The organism is Nocardia sp. GP40, assembly GCF_050434125.1.
GTDB classification, from domain to species: domain Bacteria; phylum Actinomycetota; class Actinomycetes; order Mycobacteriales; family Mycobacteriaceae; genus Nocardia; species Nocardia albiluteola.
The window spans coordinates 319879-334071 of sequence record NZ_JBNPVW010000005.1 but is presented as its reverse complement, the minus strand read 5'-3'; the positions used below and the strand labels follow the sequence as shown (position 1 = coordinate 334071).

15 protein-coding genes are annotated in these 14193 nt (G+C 69.6%); 11 read left to right on the top strand and 4 right to left on the bottom strand.

Features of this window, described 5'->3' with window-relative positions:
* The first annotated feature begins 45 nt into the window (after positions 1-45).
* The 7 genes from ABH933_RS18050 (at position 46) to ABH933_RS18020 (ending at position 6761) form a co-directional block, all read left to right on the top strand.
* Complete coding sequence (locus tag ABH933_RS18050) at positions 46-735, top strand: response regulator transcription factor (RefSeq protein WP_215916354.1); 690 nt, start codon at positions 46-48, stop codon at positions 733-735.
* A 215-nt stretch (positions 736-950) separates the two neighbouring features.
* Entirely contained in the window at positions 951-2348 is a 1398-nt protein-coding gene (locus ABH933_RS18045; RefSeq protein WP_215916680.1) for a sensor histidine kinase, read from the top strand.
* Between the two features lie 70 nt (positions 2349-2418).
* Positions 2419-3999, top strand: coding sequence for a trypsin-like peptidase domain-containing protein (locus ABH933_RS18040; RefSeq protein WP_429420491.1), 1581 nt, complete (start codon positions 2419-2421; stop codon positions 3997-3999).
* 98 nt (positions 4000-4097) lie between these two features.
* The gene (locus tag ABH933_RS18035; RefSeq protein ID WP_215916356.1) at positions 4098-4592 is read left to right on the top strand and encodes a MogA/MoaB family molybdenum cofactor biosynthesis protein; all 495 of its coding nucleotides are present in this window, start codon (positions 4098-4100) and stop codon (positions 4590-4592) included.
* A complete protein-coding gene (locus ABH933_RS18030; protein WP_429420494.1) occupies positions 4589-4819 on the top strand; it encodes a hypothetical protein in 231 nt (76 codons plus the stop codon). The genes ABH933_RS18035 and ABH933_RS18030 overlap by 4 nt, the downstream gene beginning before the upstream one ends.
* Positions 4820-5343: 524 nt before the next feature.
* A complete protein-coding gene (locus ABH933_RS18025) occupies positions 5344-6021 on the top strand; it encodes an MspA family porin (RefSeq protein ID WP_429420497.1) in 678 nt (225 codons plus the stop codon).
* A gap of 59 nt (positions 6022-6080) precedes the next feature.
* The gene (locus ABH933_RS18020; protein ID WP_429420499.1) at positions 6081-6761 is read left to right on the top strand and encodes an MspA family porin; all 681 of its coding nucleotides are present in this window, start codon (positions 6081-6083) and stop codon (positions 6759-6761) included.
* A 150-nt stretch (positions 6762-6911) separates the two neighbouring features.
* On the opposite strand, the gene mscL is transcribed toward ABH933_RS18020, so the two are convergent.
* The 4 genes from mscL to ABH933_RS18000 form a co-directional block, all read right to left on the bottom strand.
* Positions 6912-7319: a large conductance mechanosensitive channel protein MscL gene (gene mscL, locus ABH933_RS18015; RefSeq protein WP_429420501.1), complete on the bottom strand. Its 408-nt coding sequence runs from the start codon at positions 7317-7319 to the stop codon at positions 6912-6914.
* Between the two features lie 133 nt (positions 7320-7452).
* The gene (locus tag ABH933_RS18010; RefSeq protein WP_429420868.1) at positions 7453-8172 is read right to left on the bottom strand and encodes an SAF domain-containing protein; all 720 of its coding nucleotides are present in this window, start codon (positions 8170-8172) and stop codon (positions 7453-7455) included.
* Between the two features lie 222 nt (positions 8173-8394).
* A complete protein-coding gene (locus ABH933_RS18005; protein ID WP_429420503.1) occupies positions 8395-8721 on the bottom strand; it encodes an FmdB family zinc ribbon protein in 327 nt (108 codons plus the stop codon).
* 113 nt (positions 8722-8834) lie between these two features.
* Complete coding sequence (locus ABH933_RS18000) at positions 8835-9425, bottom strand: 5-formyltetrahydrofolate cyclo-ligase (RefSeq protein WP_372451949.1); 591 nt, start codon at positions 9423-9425, stop codon at positions 8835-8837.
* 247 nt (positions 9426-9672) lie between these two features.
* Between ABH933_RS18000 and ABH933_RS17995 the strand changes: the two genes are divergently transcribed.
* The 4 genes from ABH933_RS17995 to sepX all read left to right on the top strand — a co-directional run bounded on the left by ABH933_RS17995 (position 9673) and on the right by sepX (position 13984).
* Positions 9673-10641, top strand: a complete 969-nt coding sequence (locus tag ABH933_RS17995; RefSeq protein ID WP_429420506.1) for a UTP--glucose-1-phosphate uridylyltransferase — start codon at positions 9673-9675, stop codon at positions 10639-10641.
* 89 nt (positions 10642-10730) lie between these two features.
* Positions 10731-11984, top strand: coding sequence for a molybdotransferase-like divisome protein Glp (gene glp / locus ABH933_RS17990; RefSeq protein ID WP_429420509.1), 1254 nt, complete (start codon positions 10731-10733; stop codon positions 11982-11984).
* An 11-nt stretch (positions 11985-11995) separates the two neighbouring features.
* Positions 11996-12646 (top strand): GNAT family N-acetyltransferase, encoded by a 651-nt coding sequence (locus ABH933_RS17985; protein ID WP_215916363.1) that lies wholly within the window; start codon positions 11996-11998, stop codon positions 12644-12646.
* A gap of 207 nt (positions 12647-12853) precedes the next feature.
* Positions 12854-13984 (top strand): divisome protein SepX/GlpR, encoded by a 1131-nt coding sequence (gene sepX / locus ABH933_RS17980; protein WP_429420512.1) that lies wholly within the window; start codon positions 12854-12856, stop codon positions 13982-13984.
* Positions 13985-14193: the final 209 nt, after the last annotated feature.

Genomic DNA, 14193 nt, shown 5'->3' with positions numbered 1-14193 from the left:
GGTCTTCTCAGTGGACTCTCAGTCGGTGCGGTCAAACTGGATCTCATGCGCATTCTGGTAGTCGACGACGACCGCGCGGTGCGGGAATCACTGCGGCGGTCGCTGACCTTCAACGGCTACACGGTCGAGCTCGCCGTCGACGGCGTCGACGCCCTGGACAAGGTGACGCTGCAGCGTCCCGACGCGCTCGTGCTCGATGTGATGATGCCCCGCCTGGACGGCCTCGAGGTGTGCCGCCGGCTCCGCAGCACCGGCGACGACCTGCCGATACTCGTTCTGACCGCACGCGATTCGGTCTCGGAGCGGGTCGCCGGGCTGGACGCGGGCGCCGACGACTACCTGCCCAAGCCGTTCGCGCTCGAGGAGTTGCTCGCCCGCCTGCGCGCCCTGCTGCGCCGCACCATCGCCGACCCGGCCGCCGAGGCTTCGGAGACGATGACGTTCGCCGATCTGTCGCTGGACCCGATCACCCGGGAGGTTTCGCGGGGCGAGCGCGCCATCAGCCTGACGCGCACGGAGTTCTCACTCCTGGAGATGCTGATGGCCAATCCGCGCCGGGTGCTTACCCGCAGCCGAATTCTCGAGGAGGTCTGGGGATACGACTTCCCCACCTCCGGCAATGCGCTCGAGGTGTATATCGGATATCTGCGGCGTAAAACCGAGGCCGAGGGGGAGCCCCGCCTGATCCATACCGTGCGTGGCGTCGGATACGTGCTGCGCGAGACGCCGCCGTAGGAGTGTTCGACATCGTGGGAAGGAATGTTCCGCACCCGACCGGACTCGGCGCCAAGGGGCACGGTCCGGCCGGGCGGGGTACGACCGGGCGCGGCGGGAACGGCCGCTCGGAAAGGCGGTCGCGGGAGACGACCGGGCGCGGGCGCGACGGCGCGGCGGGGCACGGCGTCGCCGGGGTCGCCCAGCGCGCCGACCCGCACGATTTGCGCCCCCCGATGCCGCTGACCAGATCGGTCTCGCTGCGCTGGAGGGTCACGCTGCTGGCCGCCTCGGTGGTGGCGATCGCGGTGGCCCTGACCTCCATCGCCGCCTACGCGATGGTGGCCCGGTCGCTGTACTCCGACGTCGATCAGCAGCTGAAGGCGCGCGCGGAGGTGATGATCAGCCAGAACCTCGACAGCCTCGGGATTCTGCCGACCCTGGCGATCGGCAGCCTGTACTCCAACGACATCGGGATCGCGCTGATCTTCCCGGACATGTACCCGCCGTACGTGCCGCCGCAGCCGACCGATCCGCCGGTCGGGGCGCCGGAGATGGCGGTGGCCAAGGGCCAGTCCTCGTTCTCGCTGCGCACCGCCGCCAACCAGCGGGTGCTGGCCGAGCGCATGAAGAGCGGTGCGACCCTGGTGATCTCGCAGCGACTGCAGCCGACGCAGGAGGTGCTGAACCGCCTGGCCTGGCTGCTGTTCGTGGTCGGCATCTGCGGTGTCGTGGCGGCCGCGGCCGCCGGGGCCGCGGTGGGCCGCACCGGATTACGGCCGATCGCGCGGTTGACCGCGGCCACCGAGCGGATCGCCCGCACGGACGACCTCGCGCCGATCCCGGTCACCGGCGACGACGAATTGGCCAGGCTCACCGAGAGTTTCAATTCCATGCTGCGCGCGCTGACCGAATCCCGGGATCGGCAGGGCCGTCTGGTGGCCGACGCGGGGCACGAGCTGCGCACCCCGCTGACCTCGCTGCGCACCAATATGGAGCTGCTGATCGCCTCGTCCCGCCCCGGCGCGCCGCACATACCCGAGCAGGACATGGCCGAACTGCAGGCCGACGTCATGGCCCAGATCGAGGAATTGTCCACGCTGGTGGGCGATCTGGTGGACCTCGCGCGGGAGGATGCCCCCGAGGCGGTCTACGACCAGATCGATATCGGCGACGTGGCCGCGCGGGCGCTCGAACGGGCGCGGCGGCGGCGCACCACGGTGGAATTCGTGGGGGACCTGCGCCCGTGGTTCGTCTATGGTCACGAGGCCGGGCTCGAGCGTGCGATCCTGAATGTGCTCGACAATGCCGCGAAATGGAGTCCGGAGGGGGAACAGGTCCGGGTGAGCATGCGCGAAACCGGGCCCGGGCTCCTGGAATTCGCCGTAGACGATGCGGGGCCGGGTATTGCGCCCGCCGAGAGGGAGCTGGTTTTCGAGCGTTTCTACCGGACCACGGCCTCGCGGTCGATGCCCGGTTCGGGCCTGGGCCTGGCCATCGTCAAACAGGTCGTGACCAAACACGGCGGAACCATCACAATCGACACATCCGATCGCGGCGGTGCGCTCATCCGTATCGTCCTGCCGGGGGAGAGCGGACCATCCGCGAATCCCGGTGAACTGATGGTGAACTGATAGGCACGTCTCAGTCCGCTCTCAGTAGAGGTAACCACGCTGGTCGGCAGACGTGAGGAGAAAGAGAGAAATGACCCAGGACCCGAAGGACAGCCCGGATCCGCAGCAGCCTCCCGCGGGCCTGCCTCAGCCTCCCGCGGCCGTGCCCCAGCCTTCCGGTGCCGTGCCTGTGCCTCCCGCGGCTCCTTCCGAACCGTATTCCGCGGCGCCGGGTGCCGGGGCTGGGCCGTTCGCCCCGCAGCCGCCGGTCCCGGGGGCGCCAGGGGGGTCCTACCCGCGTCCGCAGTACCCGACCGAGCAGTTCACCGGGCAGGGCGCGGTGCCCCCGGAGTACATGGCCTGGGCGCCGCGCGAGACGCCCACCCAGCACACCACCCCGATGCCGCCGTACCCGCACGCGTACGGCGGCGGCCAGCAGCCGCCCAGCGGGTCCTTCCAGGCCGTGCCCGGCGCCCCCTACGCGTCCGATCCGAACAACACCGGCGCCTTCGCCGCCGCGCCCTATGCGACGACGACCGCCACCAAGCCGCCGCGTGGCCGGGGCGGCCTGATCGCCGCCGCCCTGGCGCTGGCCCTGGTGGCGGGCGGAGTGGGCGGCGCGGTCGGCGCGCTGGTCGCCAACTCGGGCAGCGGATCCTCCGCCACCAACGCCCTGGACGGCCCGTCTTCCAACGCGAGGAACGCCTCGGTGACCGCGCCCGCCGGTTCGGTGCAGGCGGTGGCGCAGAAGGTGCTGCCCAGCGTGGTCATGATCAAGGTGGTCGGCGACCGGACCGAGGGCGAGGGCTCGGGGGTCATCCTGTCCTCCGACGGCCTGATCCTGACCAACAACCACGTCGCCAGCGGCGCGGGCGCCAACGCCAAGATGCAGGTGCAGTTCAAGGACGGCAGCACCGCCACGGCCTCGGTCGTCGGCGTGGATCCGGTCTCCGACATCGCGGTCATCAAGGCCGCCAACAAGTCCGGCCTGACGCCGATCGACCTGGGTACCTCCAGGGATCTGCAGGTCGGCCAGCCGGTCGTCGCGGTCGGCTCCCCGCTCGGGCTGGCCGGCACCGTGACCACCGGCATCGTCTCGGCGCTGAACCGGCCGGTGTCCACCAGCGGCGAGTCCGGCGGCACCGGCACGGTGATCTCCGCCGTGCAAACCGACGCGCCGATCAATCCGGGTAACTCCGGCGGTGCGCTGGTGGACATGAACGGCAAGCTGATCGGCATCAACACCGCGATCGCGACGCTGGGCGGCTCGGCCGACGGCAGCCAGCAGAGCGGATCGATCGGGCTCGGCTTCGCGATTCCGGTCGATCAGGCCCGCCGCGTGGCCGACCAGCTGACCAAGACCGGGCACGCGACCTACGCCCAGATCGGCATGTCCGTGCTGAACCAGGCGCCGGGCAACGTCGGGACCAGCGGTGCGGTCGTCAAGGACGTGACCGCCGACGGCCCCGCGGCCAAGGCCGGTATTCCGGCGGGAGTGGTCGTCACCAAGCTCGACGATCAGGTCATCGACAGCGGTGACGCGCTCGTCGCCGCGGTGCGCTCGCATCAGCCGGGCGAAAAGGTCTCGGTGACCTATACCGACACCAACGGTCAGAACCCCAAGACCGTCCAGGTGACCCTCGCCGGCGCGCCCGCGGACGGTGGGCGATGACCGAGCGCCGCACCCGCCCCCTGACCCTGCTGGGGGACCGCCGCCGGGACTCCGGGGGAACTGGGTCCTTGTCACCGCTGGACGCTACGGTTAGCGGCATGGAAATGGATGCCCCTGTGGCGGGCCGTGCGCTTGTGGTGGTTGTGGACGACCGTTCCGCCCACGGGGGGACCGATTCGATCGGTCCGCTGGTGGTCGAGCTGCTGTCGGAGGCCGGATTCCTGGTCGATGCCACCGTGCTGGTCGCCGCCGACGAGGTCGAGATCCGCAATGCCCTGAACACCGCCGTCATCGGCGGCGTCGATCTGGTGATCTCGGTCGGCGGCACCGGCATGTCCCCGCGCGATGTCACCCCCGAGGCCACCTCCGAGGTGCTGGACCGCGAGCTGCCCGGCATCAGCGAGGCGCTGCGCGCGTCGGGCCTGTCGGCCGGTTCGCTCGATGCGGGCCTGTCCCGCGGGCTGGCGGGCATCTCGGGTAGCACGCTGGTGGTCAACCTGCCGGGCAGCCGCGCCGCGGTGCGCGATGGCATGGCCACCCTCGGCCCGCTCGCCAGCCGCGTCATCGACGAGCTGTCCGGATTGGACGAGTGAGTACGCCCCCGCACGACGACGAGAAGCCCCCCCGCCGGGCCACCGAGGCCCGGGCGGGGGGTGCCGCGCGTGCCGCGGCGGCCGAAGCCGCGCGCCTGGCGCGCATATTCGGCGATACCCTTCCGCAAACCACCACTGACGAACGCGGCCCCGAGGGAGAATCCGCCTCGTCGCAGAACTCCTCGGACGATTGGTTGCGGGCGCAGGTGCCCCCGCATCACGGGTGAGTCACTCCCCATCACATATGCGTCGCGATGACGTACTCGAGCCGTAACTCGCGACCTTTCTCTTTTCCGAACGCTCACAGTGTTTTTGGCGTTGTCGTGAATTCGCCGGATTCTTGATGTGATTTAGATCACATCGTGTTTACGTCTGCTTACGTTGTCAGCCGGTTGCTACTGCGTTTAATGTTCGCCTTTGGGCTGTACCACCAGCGGTTCTCCAAGGCCCGGAGATGACGCTTCGGCGTCGGATCCGGCGGAACGTGGCCCGGTTCCGTCAAATCGGTCTGCCGAATGCGGCGGGATTTGCTGTCGGTTACACGACGGCAACACTCCGTTGCAAGGCCGAGTTGGGGTCTTACCCGAACCGTGATTTCAACCCCGGTGGTCGGGGTTGAGAACAGCCTCGGACGTCGAGGCTGGGGACGCCGTCATCGGTGGTCGATGCCGAAACGCCCAGCGTTGATAGTCGAGGCTGAACTGCAGCTTCGGTGGTCGAGGCTGCCTGCATTAACCTGATGAGGGGAAGTATGAGCGAGAACCGCACCAGCGGTGTGCGTCGCGGTGCCCGGGTCGCGGGCATTGGCGCGGCGGCGGCCGTTGCGATCGGACTGCTTTCGACCGGTGCTGCCAACGCAGACACCTTCGTACCGTTGCCGGACGGTACGACGCAGGGAGCCGATGGAGTTGTCATCCACCGCTTCGGCGAGCACGCGACCATTTCGCCATCCCTGGCAGCCAACGGTGCCGGCCGTACTGTCTGGGTCTCTGGTCGCGCCGAGGCCGATGTGCCGAACGCACCCAAAACCACTGTCGGCCCGAACAACGGCCAGCTGAATACGCCGGGGTCGAACAATTCGTCCACCCACGGCAGCTCCCAGATCAACACCGGATACATCGTCGGCTGCCAGGTCAACATCGGCACCGACGCGATCTCGGCGGGCATCTCGGGAAGCGTCAGCCTGACCAGCGCCAACGTCGGTGGCTCGATCGGCCTGAACCTGGGCCCCGGCCAGGTGAAGTTCGTCCAGATCGATGACATGGACATCACCCACCCGGGCCACTGGGGCGTCGACTACCAGGACGCGGAGATGAACATCCAGGGTTGCGCGGGCTATGCCCAGGCGCGTGCGTACACGGTTGTCGAAGTTGTCGGCAACAACTACTCGAAGACCACGCTCTACGGGCAGCCGTTCAGCATCGGCTGACGTGGCCGTTCAGCGAACCCATTCTCGCGCATAGCGATTCACCCTCGAGGGAAACAAACATGGACATCCGTAAGACCTTGGCCCGCGCGGCCGGCGTCGGTGCTGTCGCCACCGCCGCTCTCGGCCTGTTCTCCACCGGTGCGGCCAACGCCGACACCTTCGTGCCGCTGCCGGGCGGCAACGTCGTGCAGACCTTCTCCGACGGCACCCAGGTGCACGGCTGGCTGGACCACGAGTCGGCCAACATCAACCCGTCGATGGGCTCGACCCCCGTGCACCGCAACGCATGGGTGTCCGGTTCGGCGCACGTCCACCTGACCGGTGACTCCTCGGTCAACGGCGGCGCCATCTATCCGGGCTACGTGGTGGGCTGCCAGGTCAACATCGCCGGCGGTGGCGTCAACGCCTCTCCGAGCGTCGGTGGCAGCTGGGACAGCTCGGGCAAGGTCACCCCGTCCGCGGGTGTTAGTACCGGCGGCAACCTGAGCCTCGGCCCCGGCCAGGCGCAGGCGTTCTACATTCTCGACATCGAGAAGAAGGACGACTTCGGTCAGGACCACCACTCGACCCACACGTCCTTCACCGGTAACGACGCCTCGGTGTCGTGGAAGGACGAGACGATCGGCCTGACCGGCTGCGGCGGGTACGCCCAGGCGCGTTCGTTCGTCAGCTACGAAATCAACTCCTCCACCATCCAGGGCTGGGTGACCCTCTGGGGCGCCCCGTTCAGCCTCGGCTGATCGGACCAGCTGATCCCGCTCCGGCCAATTGCGGCCGGGGCCAAGGGAATTGATTCCGGCATCCCCTTCGCTGGAATCACGGGAACTCGGTAGGAGGGTGGGCCCGGTGCCGTGTGCGCCGGGCCCACCGCTTACCGGCTGCCGCGTGGCTCAGAACTCGTGACGTCCGCCCGAGCCCTGATTGCCCTCGGCGAGCAGATCGCGAATCTCGGTCAGCCGCGCGATTTCGGTGGCCTCCGGATCTTCCGCCTTACCCCAGCGCTTCCTGGCGTGGGAGGCCGGAAGTACCAGGACGAAATACACCACGAGTGCGATGAGGACGAAGTTGATCGCGGCGGTGATGATCGGTCCCATCGCCACATAGGTCGCGGGTTTGTCGGAGACGAGCCGGAATCCCAGGCCCAGATCGCCCGTGCCGCCGAAGATATTGATCAACGGCGTGATAATGCCGTCGGAGAATGCCTTGACGATCGCGGTGAATGCCGCACCCATCACGACCGCGACCGCCAGATCGAGCACATTCCCCCGGAGTAGAAAGTCCTTGAAACCCTTCAGCATTGCTGCTCCTGTCTCATCTGGTTCACCCGCTTCGCGCCGAAACCTCTCGTCATGGCGTGGGGCGCCCGCGTTGGGCCGGGTGTCGAGGATGCTAGATGATCATGCGGCAAATACTTGGCAATCGGGATGAACTCTACTGAAAAACCACGGTGAGCGCGGTACGCAGGGATGCGGCGGCGACCGTTGTGGCGTGTGCGGAATCCAGGGCGATCAGCACGATGCGCTCGCTCGCGGCCCCGGATCTGTCCGGACTCGCGCGCTCCCGCCCGGACTTCTCGCCGCCCGGGACCGACACGACGACCGCGCCGACGGCCAGGGGTTGCGGCGCGGACACCGCGGACTCGGGGTCGGCGGCGACCACGTCGACCCGGTCTCCCGACCGCAGGATGTCGGCTACGGCGTTGTCGGCCAGGCGAATCGGCACGATCCGGGCACCGGCCACCCCTGTCGCGGCGGCCGCGAGGCGCGGGCCGACGATCCGCACGTCGGTGAAGATCTCCCCGGCGCGCATGGCGGTGGTGAGGGTGGCGCCCTCGAGCGGGGCGAGTTCGTGCAGGGCCCCGGCCGGCAGTGTGCCCGCGGCGAATTCGGCGCGGCGCAGGTCGGCCGCGACGATCGTCTGACCGGGCGCGAGATCGTGCGCGGCCACGACGGCCGGGATGCGATGGGACGCCGGATCGCCGCGGAGAAGCAGGTATCCGGCCAGCGCGGTGAGGGCGGCGGCGAGGATCCGGCGGGCCAGCACCGCATCGGCCCAGGCCGGGCGCCGGTCGAGCAGCGCTTCCCAGCGCGGCGCGCGACCCAGGTCGCGGTCCCCGCCGCGGTCCGCGCCCAGGCGATGGATGCTCGGCATGCGCTTGGTCATGCCCGGCACGCTACGGCCGGGCGCGCTCGCCGCGGCTCAGGAAAACGCTGGTCGACATCGGACTGTGGATAACGTGAGAGCTGTGGACAACTCGCGCGCAGGCGCAATCCACCGGAGTCCGCGCGAGTACTGTCCGTGTTCGATGGGGATGTGCGCGCTCGGAGCGCCCAGCACCGGTCGGTCGAGGGCTATGACACCTCGCCGGGCCGCTCAGGCGGCCGAGTTGCTTGCGGTGTTGCTGCTGCTCGACGACGTGCTGCTCGACGCCGAACTCGAGGAGGAGCTGCTCGAGGAGCCGTTGGAGGAGGAGCTGCTCGACGACGATTCGGCCTTGGCGGGCTCGCTGGCCGTGCTCGAGCCGCCCCGGCTGTCGGTGCGGTAGAAGCCGCTGCCCTTGAAGACGATGCCGACCGAGTTGAAGAGCTTGCGCAGCTTGCCGTCGCACTTCTCGCACACGGTCAGGGTGTCGTCGGAAAACGACTGGATGATGTCGAACTTATCGCCGCACTGCGTGCACTGGTACGAGTAAGTAGGCACAGGAACCTCCACAGTCTCCGTCGTTAGCACTCTACAGCCGACAGTGCCAACGATGCCAATCGGCGGATAATTCCCGGTCAGCGGGGGATGGTGGCGGAGCTTACGGGTCACAGTCAGCCCAGCTGGGTGAGGCCCGCCCCGGGCGTCAGCGCCCAGCCCATGCGGACGTCGTGCGGTTCCTCGGGCAGCAGGTCCAGTACTTCCTCGTCGCGGACCACCGCGATCAGCCGGGCCCCGGGCCGGGCCGCGGGCAGCGTCCGGTCGTAGTATCCGGCGCCGCGGCCCATCCGGACGCCGCGGCGGTCCACGGCCAGTGCGGGCACCAGAATCGTGTGCGCCCAGCCGACCGCGGCCGGCGACAGTCTGGCCCCCGACGGTTCCCGCAGCCCGTAGCGGGCGCGCTGCAGGCCCTGCTTGCCGGTGTATTCGGCCCAGTCCAGCGGCCCGGGCGGGCCGGTCAGTGGCAGCAGTATCCGGGCCCCGGCGGCGCGCAGCTCGTCGAGCATCGCCGTCGAGCCGGGCTCGCCGCGCACCGGCACGTACGCGGCCACCCAGATGTCGCCCGCCGCGGCCAGGGGGAGCCGGGCCAGCGTCGCGGCCAGGGCCGTCGCCTCGGCCTCCCGCACGGCCGGGTCCAGGGTGGCGCGGCGGGCCAGCAACTCGGCGCGCCAGTCCTGTTTGTTCGGATGAACTGCGCTGTCCACGGTGATCCCGGCCTCCGCTCCGCTCGTGTCGCCTCCGGTTACGTTCGCTCTGCACGAGCGTAGCCGTGGTTTCCGATTCGGTGTGACGGGGAATTGCTGCAAGCATGCTGGGTGGCGGCGAAATCGGCTGGACCGCCCGGGGTGCGTCTCACCGCGCGGCCGTGCGGGTCGCCGCCTAGGCTTCCCCGTGTGCCGGGGCCGAGCGAAGCCGGTCCGGCCGACAGGACTGATGGATAGGGTGTGCTTTATGACAGCATCGCGCAGCGATTCCGTGAGCGACGGTCGGACGGGTGGTCCGGTGTCCTGCTTCCGTACCGCGGTGGTGCCCGCGGCCGGACTCGGGACGCGGTTTCTGCCGGCGACCAAGACCGTCCCGAAGGAACTGCTGCCGGTTGTGGACACGCCCGGTATCGAGCTGGTCGCCGCCGAGGCCGCCGAATCGGGGGCCGCCCGCCTGGTGATCGTGACCTCGCCCGGTAAGGACGGCGTCGTCGCGCACTTCGTCGAGGATCTGGTGCTCGAGGGCACCCTCGCCGAGCGCGGGAAGTTCCAGCTGCTGGAGAAGGTGCGCAAGGCGCCCGGGCTGCTCGATGTCACCTCGGTCATCCAGGAGGAGCCGCTGGGCCTCGGGCACGCGGTGGCGCAGGCCGAGCAGGCCCTGGATCCCGACGAGGATGCGATCGCGGTGCTGCTGCCCGACGATCTGGTGCTGCCCTCGGGCGTGCTGGACGTGATGAGCCGGGTGCGGCGCAAGCGCGGGGGATCGGTGCTCTGCGCGATCGACGTGCCCAAGGACGAGGTCAGCGCGTACGGCGTCTTCGATGTCGCGACGGTGCCCGACGCCGCCAATCCGAATGTGCTGCGCGTCAACGGCATGGTGGAGAAGCCCGATCTGGCCGACGCGCCCTCGACCTACGCCGCGGCCGGACGCTATCTGCTCGATCGCGCGGTCTTCGACGCGCTGCGCCGCATCGAGCCCGGCGCCGGCGGCGAATTGCAGCTCACCGATGCGATTTCGCTGTTGATCTCCGAGGGGCATCCGGTTCATGTTGTGGTGCACCGTGGGTCGCGCCACGACCTGGGCAACCCGGGCGGTTATCTTCGAGCTGCGGTCGATTTCGCTTTGGAGCGGGAAGAATACGGTCCCGCTCTGCGCGAGTGGCTGCAACGGCGCCTGGGTCCCGACTGGGATCCACAGCGGACCTCGTCGGAGTAGATCCGGCGAGCGCTGCGGCAGCCTGCGGCGAAACCGGCCGGGACCGGCGGGATCGCCGTATTGGAGACGGAGAGAGTAGGAAGGGCTGCATGCGCTCGGTGGAGGATCAGCAGATCAAGGTGACCGCGGCGGCCGTTGCGCCGCGGCCGGTCCGGGTCGCGATCTCCGAGGCCCAGGGCCTGCTGTGTGCCGAGGATGTGGTCACCGAGCGCCCGCTGCCCGGTTTCGACCAGGCGGCGATCGACGGCTACGCGGTGCGCAGCGTGGATGTGCAGGGCGCGGGGGCCGACATCCGGGACGAGGCAGGCGATCCCGTCGATCTGACGCTGCCTGTGGTGGGCGAGGTCGAGGCGGGGTCGCGGCAGCCGATCCGGCTGCAGCCCCGTCAGACCGTGCGGGTCGACACCGGCGCGCCGCTGCCCACCCTGGCCGATGCCGTATTGCCGCTGGACTTCACCGACGGCGGGCGCGCCCGCATCAAGGTTTACGAGCCGGTCCGCACGGGCGATTACGTGCGGCGCATCGGCGACGACGTGCAGCCGGGTGATGTCGCGGTGCGCGCGGGCACCATCATCGGCGCGGCGCAGGTGGGCCTGCTTGCCGCGGTGGGCCGGGACAAGGTGCTGGTGCATCCGCGCCCGCGGCTGTCGGTGATCTCGATCGGCGGGGAGCTCGTCGACATCGATCGCACACCCGGTCCGGGCCAGGTGTACGACGTGAATTCCTACGCGCTCGCGGCCGCGGCGCGCGACGCCGGCGCGGATGTGAACCGGGTGGGGATCGTCAGCGCCGATCCGGGACGGCTGCGCGATGTGGTGGAGGGGCAGCTGGTTCGTTCGGAGGTCGTGGTGATCGCGGGTGCGGTCGGCGGGTGGGCCTCGGCGCAGATCCGCGAGGCGCTCGAGGGTCTGGGCGAGCTCGAGATCGACCGTGTGGCAATGCATCCCGGGTCGGTGCAGGGTTTCGGCCGGCTGGGCCGCGACGAGGTGCCGACCTTCCTGCTGCCATCGAATCCCGTTGGCGCGCTGGTGGTTTTCGAGGTGATGGTGCGGCCGCTGATCCGCATCGCCCTGGGCCGGCGCCATCCGATGCGGCGAATCGTGCGGGCGCGCACCATCATGCCGATCAGCTCCATGGCGAGCCGGCGCGGCTATCTGCGGGCCCAGTTGATGCGCGACGAGCAGACCGGCGACTATCTGGTGCAACCGCTCGGAGTGAACGGCTCGTCGCATCTGCTGTCCACCCTGGCCGAGGCGAACGGCCTGATAGTCCTGGAGCCCGATGTCACCGAGGTCCGCACCGGTGACGAGGTTCAGGTCGCTTTCCTCGCGCAACGCGGCTGAACACCATGGATATGAACGTCTTCCGGTCCGCGCAGCATCCGGGCTGGCCCGCGCATCTGGGTCCGGTGCGGGTGGCCGGCGGGCAGGTCTCGCTGCGGCCGATCCGGCTGCGCGACGCGTCGGCGTGGGCCCGCATCCGGGTGCGCGATCGCGAACACCTCGAGCCGTGGGAGCCGACCGGGCGCGGGGCGTGGGAGGCGCGCAACCATCCCTCGAACTGGCCCTCGCTGTGGTCGAGCCTGAAGGCCGAGGCCCGTCGCGGGGCGATGATCCCCCTGGTGATCGAGGTGGACGGGGCGTTCAGCGGGCAGCTCACCATCGGCAATATCGTGCGCGGGGCGCTGCGGTCGGCGTGGATCGGCTACTGGGTCGCCAAGGATGCCGGCGGGAAGGGCGTGGCCACCGCCGCGCTGGCGCTGGGGCTGGATCACTGCTTCGGGCCCGTCGGGCTGCATCGGGTGGAGGCGACCGTGCGCCCCGAGAACGAGCGCAGCCAGGCCGTGCTGCGCAACGTGGGCTTCCGCGAAGAGGGCATGCTGCGCCGATATCTCGACGTCGACGGCGCCTGGCGGGACCATCTGCTGGTCGCCATGACCGTGGAGGAGGTTTCGGGGACCGTGGTCGAACGTTTGATCCGCTCCGGACGGGTAATCAATCCCTGACACTTGTTACTAGTGTGACGGATGTGGACGGCGCGCCTTGCGGATATTCACTCGGGGTCCTACTAGCCTACGCACGTCGGTGGTGCGTCCCGCATCGCCGGAAGGGAGCCGGTGCAGTGGCCCGACGAGGCGGCATGATTCTCGCCGCGACGCCGGGATATGGCATCGGTGGCACGGAAGGCCGGCGGGGACGGAGGCGTGAGCGCGGTGCCGAATTCGATCTTGTGGATCGGTCTGGTGGTGCTCTGGGTCTTCGTGCTGTTTCCGTTGCTCGCCGCGCGGTATCCCCGCATCCGGCGCACGACCGACACCGCCCTGGCCACTCGGGTGTTGCATCGCGGCGGCACCAGCAGCCAGTCGAGGCCCGCCTCGGGGCACGATTCCGATCCGGACTGGGTACCCAGGCGCGTGCAGAGAAAGCTATTTCACGGCGATGATGCGGAGGATCGGATGACGACTTCGGCCGATGAGCCCGTCACCGAGCACGACGACGAAAGCGGTACCCGCGGCGTGACCGGCGAGGGCGAGGTCATCGAGGCCGAGGTGGACGAGTTCGACGACGCCGAATGCGCCGGGGAGAGTGTGATCGACGAGGCGGGCATCGAGGACGCCGAGATCGAAACTGGTGACCTGGAGGCGGCCGATCCGGCCGCCGACCACGACGACATGGGGGACGGCGAGGCGCGGGGGAGCGCCGCGCCCGGCGACTACGACGAATCCGAGAAGTCCCCGAGCCGCGCCGAGCCGCGCCGCGCGGCCCCGCCGCGGGAGCCGGACGACCTCGCCGAGCCGGAGGCCGAGTACGCCGACCCGGAGACCGGGGATTCCGAGTTCACCGTGGGCCGCATCGTGCCCATCCGGCGCGGTCGCGGCGGGTACGACCCCGAGGCCGATGCGGTGGCCCGCGCCGCCCGCTATCGCTTCCGGCAGCGCACCACGCTCGGATTGGCGTTGAGCGCCTTGCTGTTCGGTGCCTTCGCGGTCGCGGTGACGCGGATGCTGTGGTGGGGCTGCGGCGCCTCGGTGCTGGTGCTGGTCGCCTACCTGATCTATCTGCGGCGGCAGGTGCGCATCGAGGAGGACATCCGCCGCCGCCGCACCGCGCGGCTCTCGCGCGGCGCCCGTCCCTCGGCCGCGAAGGCCGAGCCGAGTGAAGCGCGCGCCCCCGAGGCTCCGTCGATGGACCGCGAGACGGCCAGGGACCTGCGTCGCCGGGCCGTCGTGCTGGATGTCGACGACGAGGACCCGTCCTTCGATTTCCTCGAGACCTTCGACGCGACCGCGGCCCGCGCCACCCGCGCCGGTGGCGGGGAGATCCGTCGCGCCGCGGGCGAATAGGGACGCGAACTGGCCCGGAATTCGCCGCGCGGGAGCAGAATGACGCGTAGCCGATCGGCCGTCCGGGCATGCGGTGACGTGCCGAGCCGGTGAACCGATCGGTCGTTGTTGTCGTAGTACGACCCATACGGACCAGGTGCCCGCGGGCACGCTGCGGAGCAGGTGCGCATTCTGGTCCCTTGTACGCCCGTAGCCGGGTTCACAACGGA

Bases quoted from the DNA above. Each gene is read 5' to 3' on its own strand.
- glp (WP_429420509.1), top strand. From the start codon at position 10,731: ATGCGCTCGGTGGAGGATCAGCAGATCAAGGTGACCGCGGCGGCCGTT.
- ABH933_RS18025 (WP_429420497.1), top strand. From the start codon at position 5,344: ATGAGCGAGAACCGCACCAGCGGTGTGCGTCGCGGTGCCCGGGTCGCG.
- ABH933_RS17985 (WP_215916363.1), top strand. From the start codon at position 11,996: ATGAACGTCTTCCGGTCCGCGCAGCATCCGGGCTGGCCCGCGCATCTG.
- ABH933_RS18010 (WP_429420868.1), bottom strand. From the start codon at position 8,172: ATGCCGAGCATCCATCGCCTGGGCGCGGACCGCGGCGGGGACCGCGAC.
- ABH933_RS18020 (WP_429420499.1), top strand. From the start codon at position 6,081: ATGGACATCCGTAAGACCTTGGCCCGCGCGGCCGGCGTCGGTGCTGTC.
- mscL (WP_429420501.1), bottom strand. From the start codon at position 7,319: ATGCTGAAGGGTTTCAAGGACTTTCTACTCCGGGGGAATGTGCTCGAT.
- ABH933_RS18050 (WP_215916354.1), top strand. From the start codon at position 46: ATGCGCATTCTGGTAGTCGACGACGACCGCGCGGTGCGGGAATCACTG.
- ABH933_RS18035 (WP_215916356.1), top strand. From the start codon at position 4,098: ATGGAAATGGATGCCCCTGTGGCGGGCCGTGCGCTTGTGGTGGTTGTG.
- ABH933_RS18040 (WP_429420491.1), top strand. From the start codon at position 2,419: ATGACCCAGGACCCGAAGGACAGCCCGGATCCGCAGCAGCCTCCCGCG.
- ABH933_RS17995 (WP_429420506.1), top strand. From the start codon at position 9,673: ATGACAGCATCGCGCAGCGATTCCGTGAGCGACGGTCGGACGGGTGGT.
- ABH933_RS18045 (WP_215916680.1), top strand. From the start codon at position 951: ATGCCGCTGACCAGATCGGTCTCGCTGCGCTGGAGGGTCACGCTGCTG.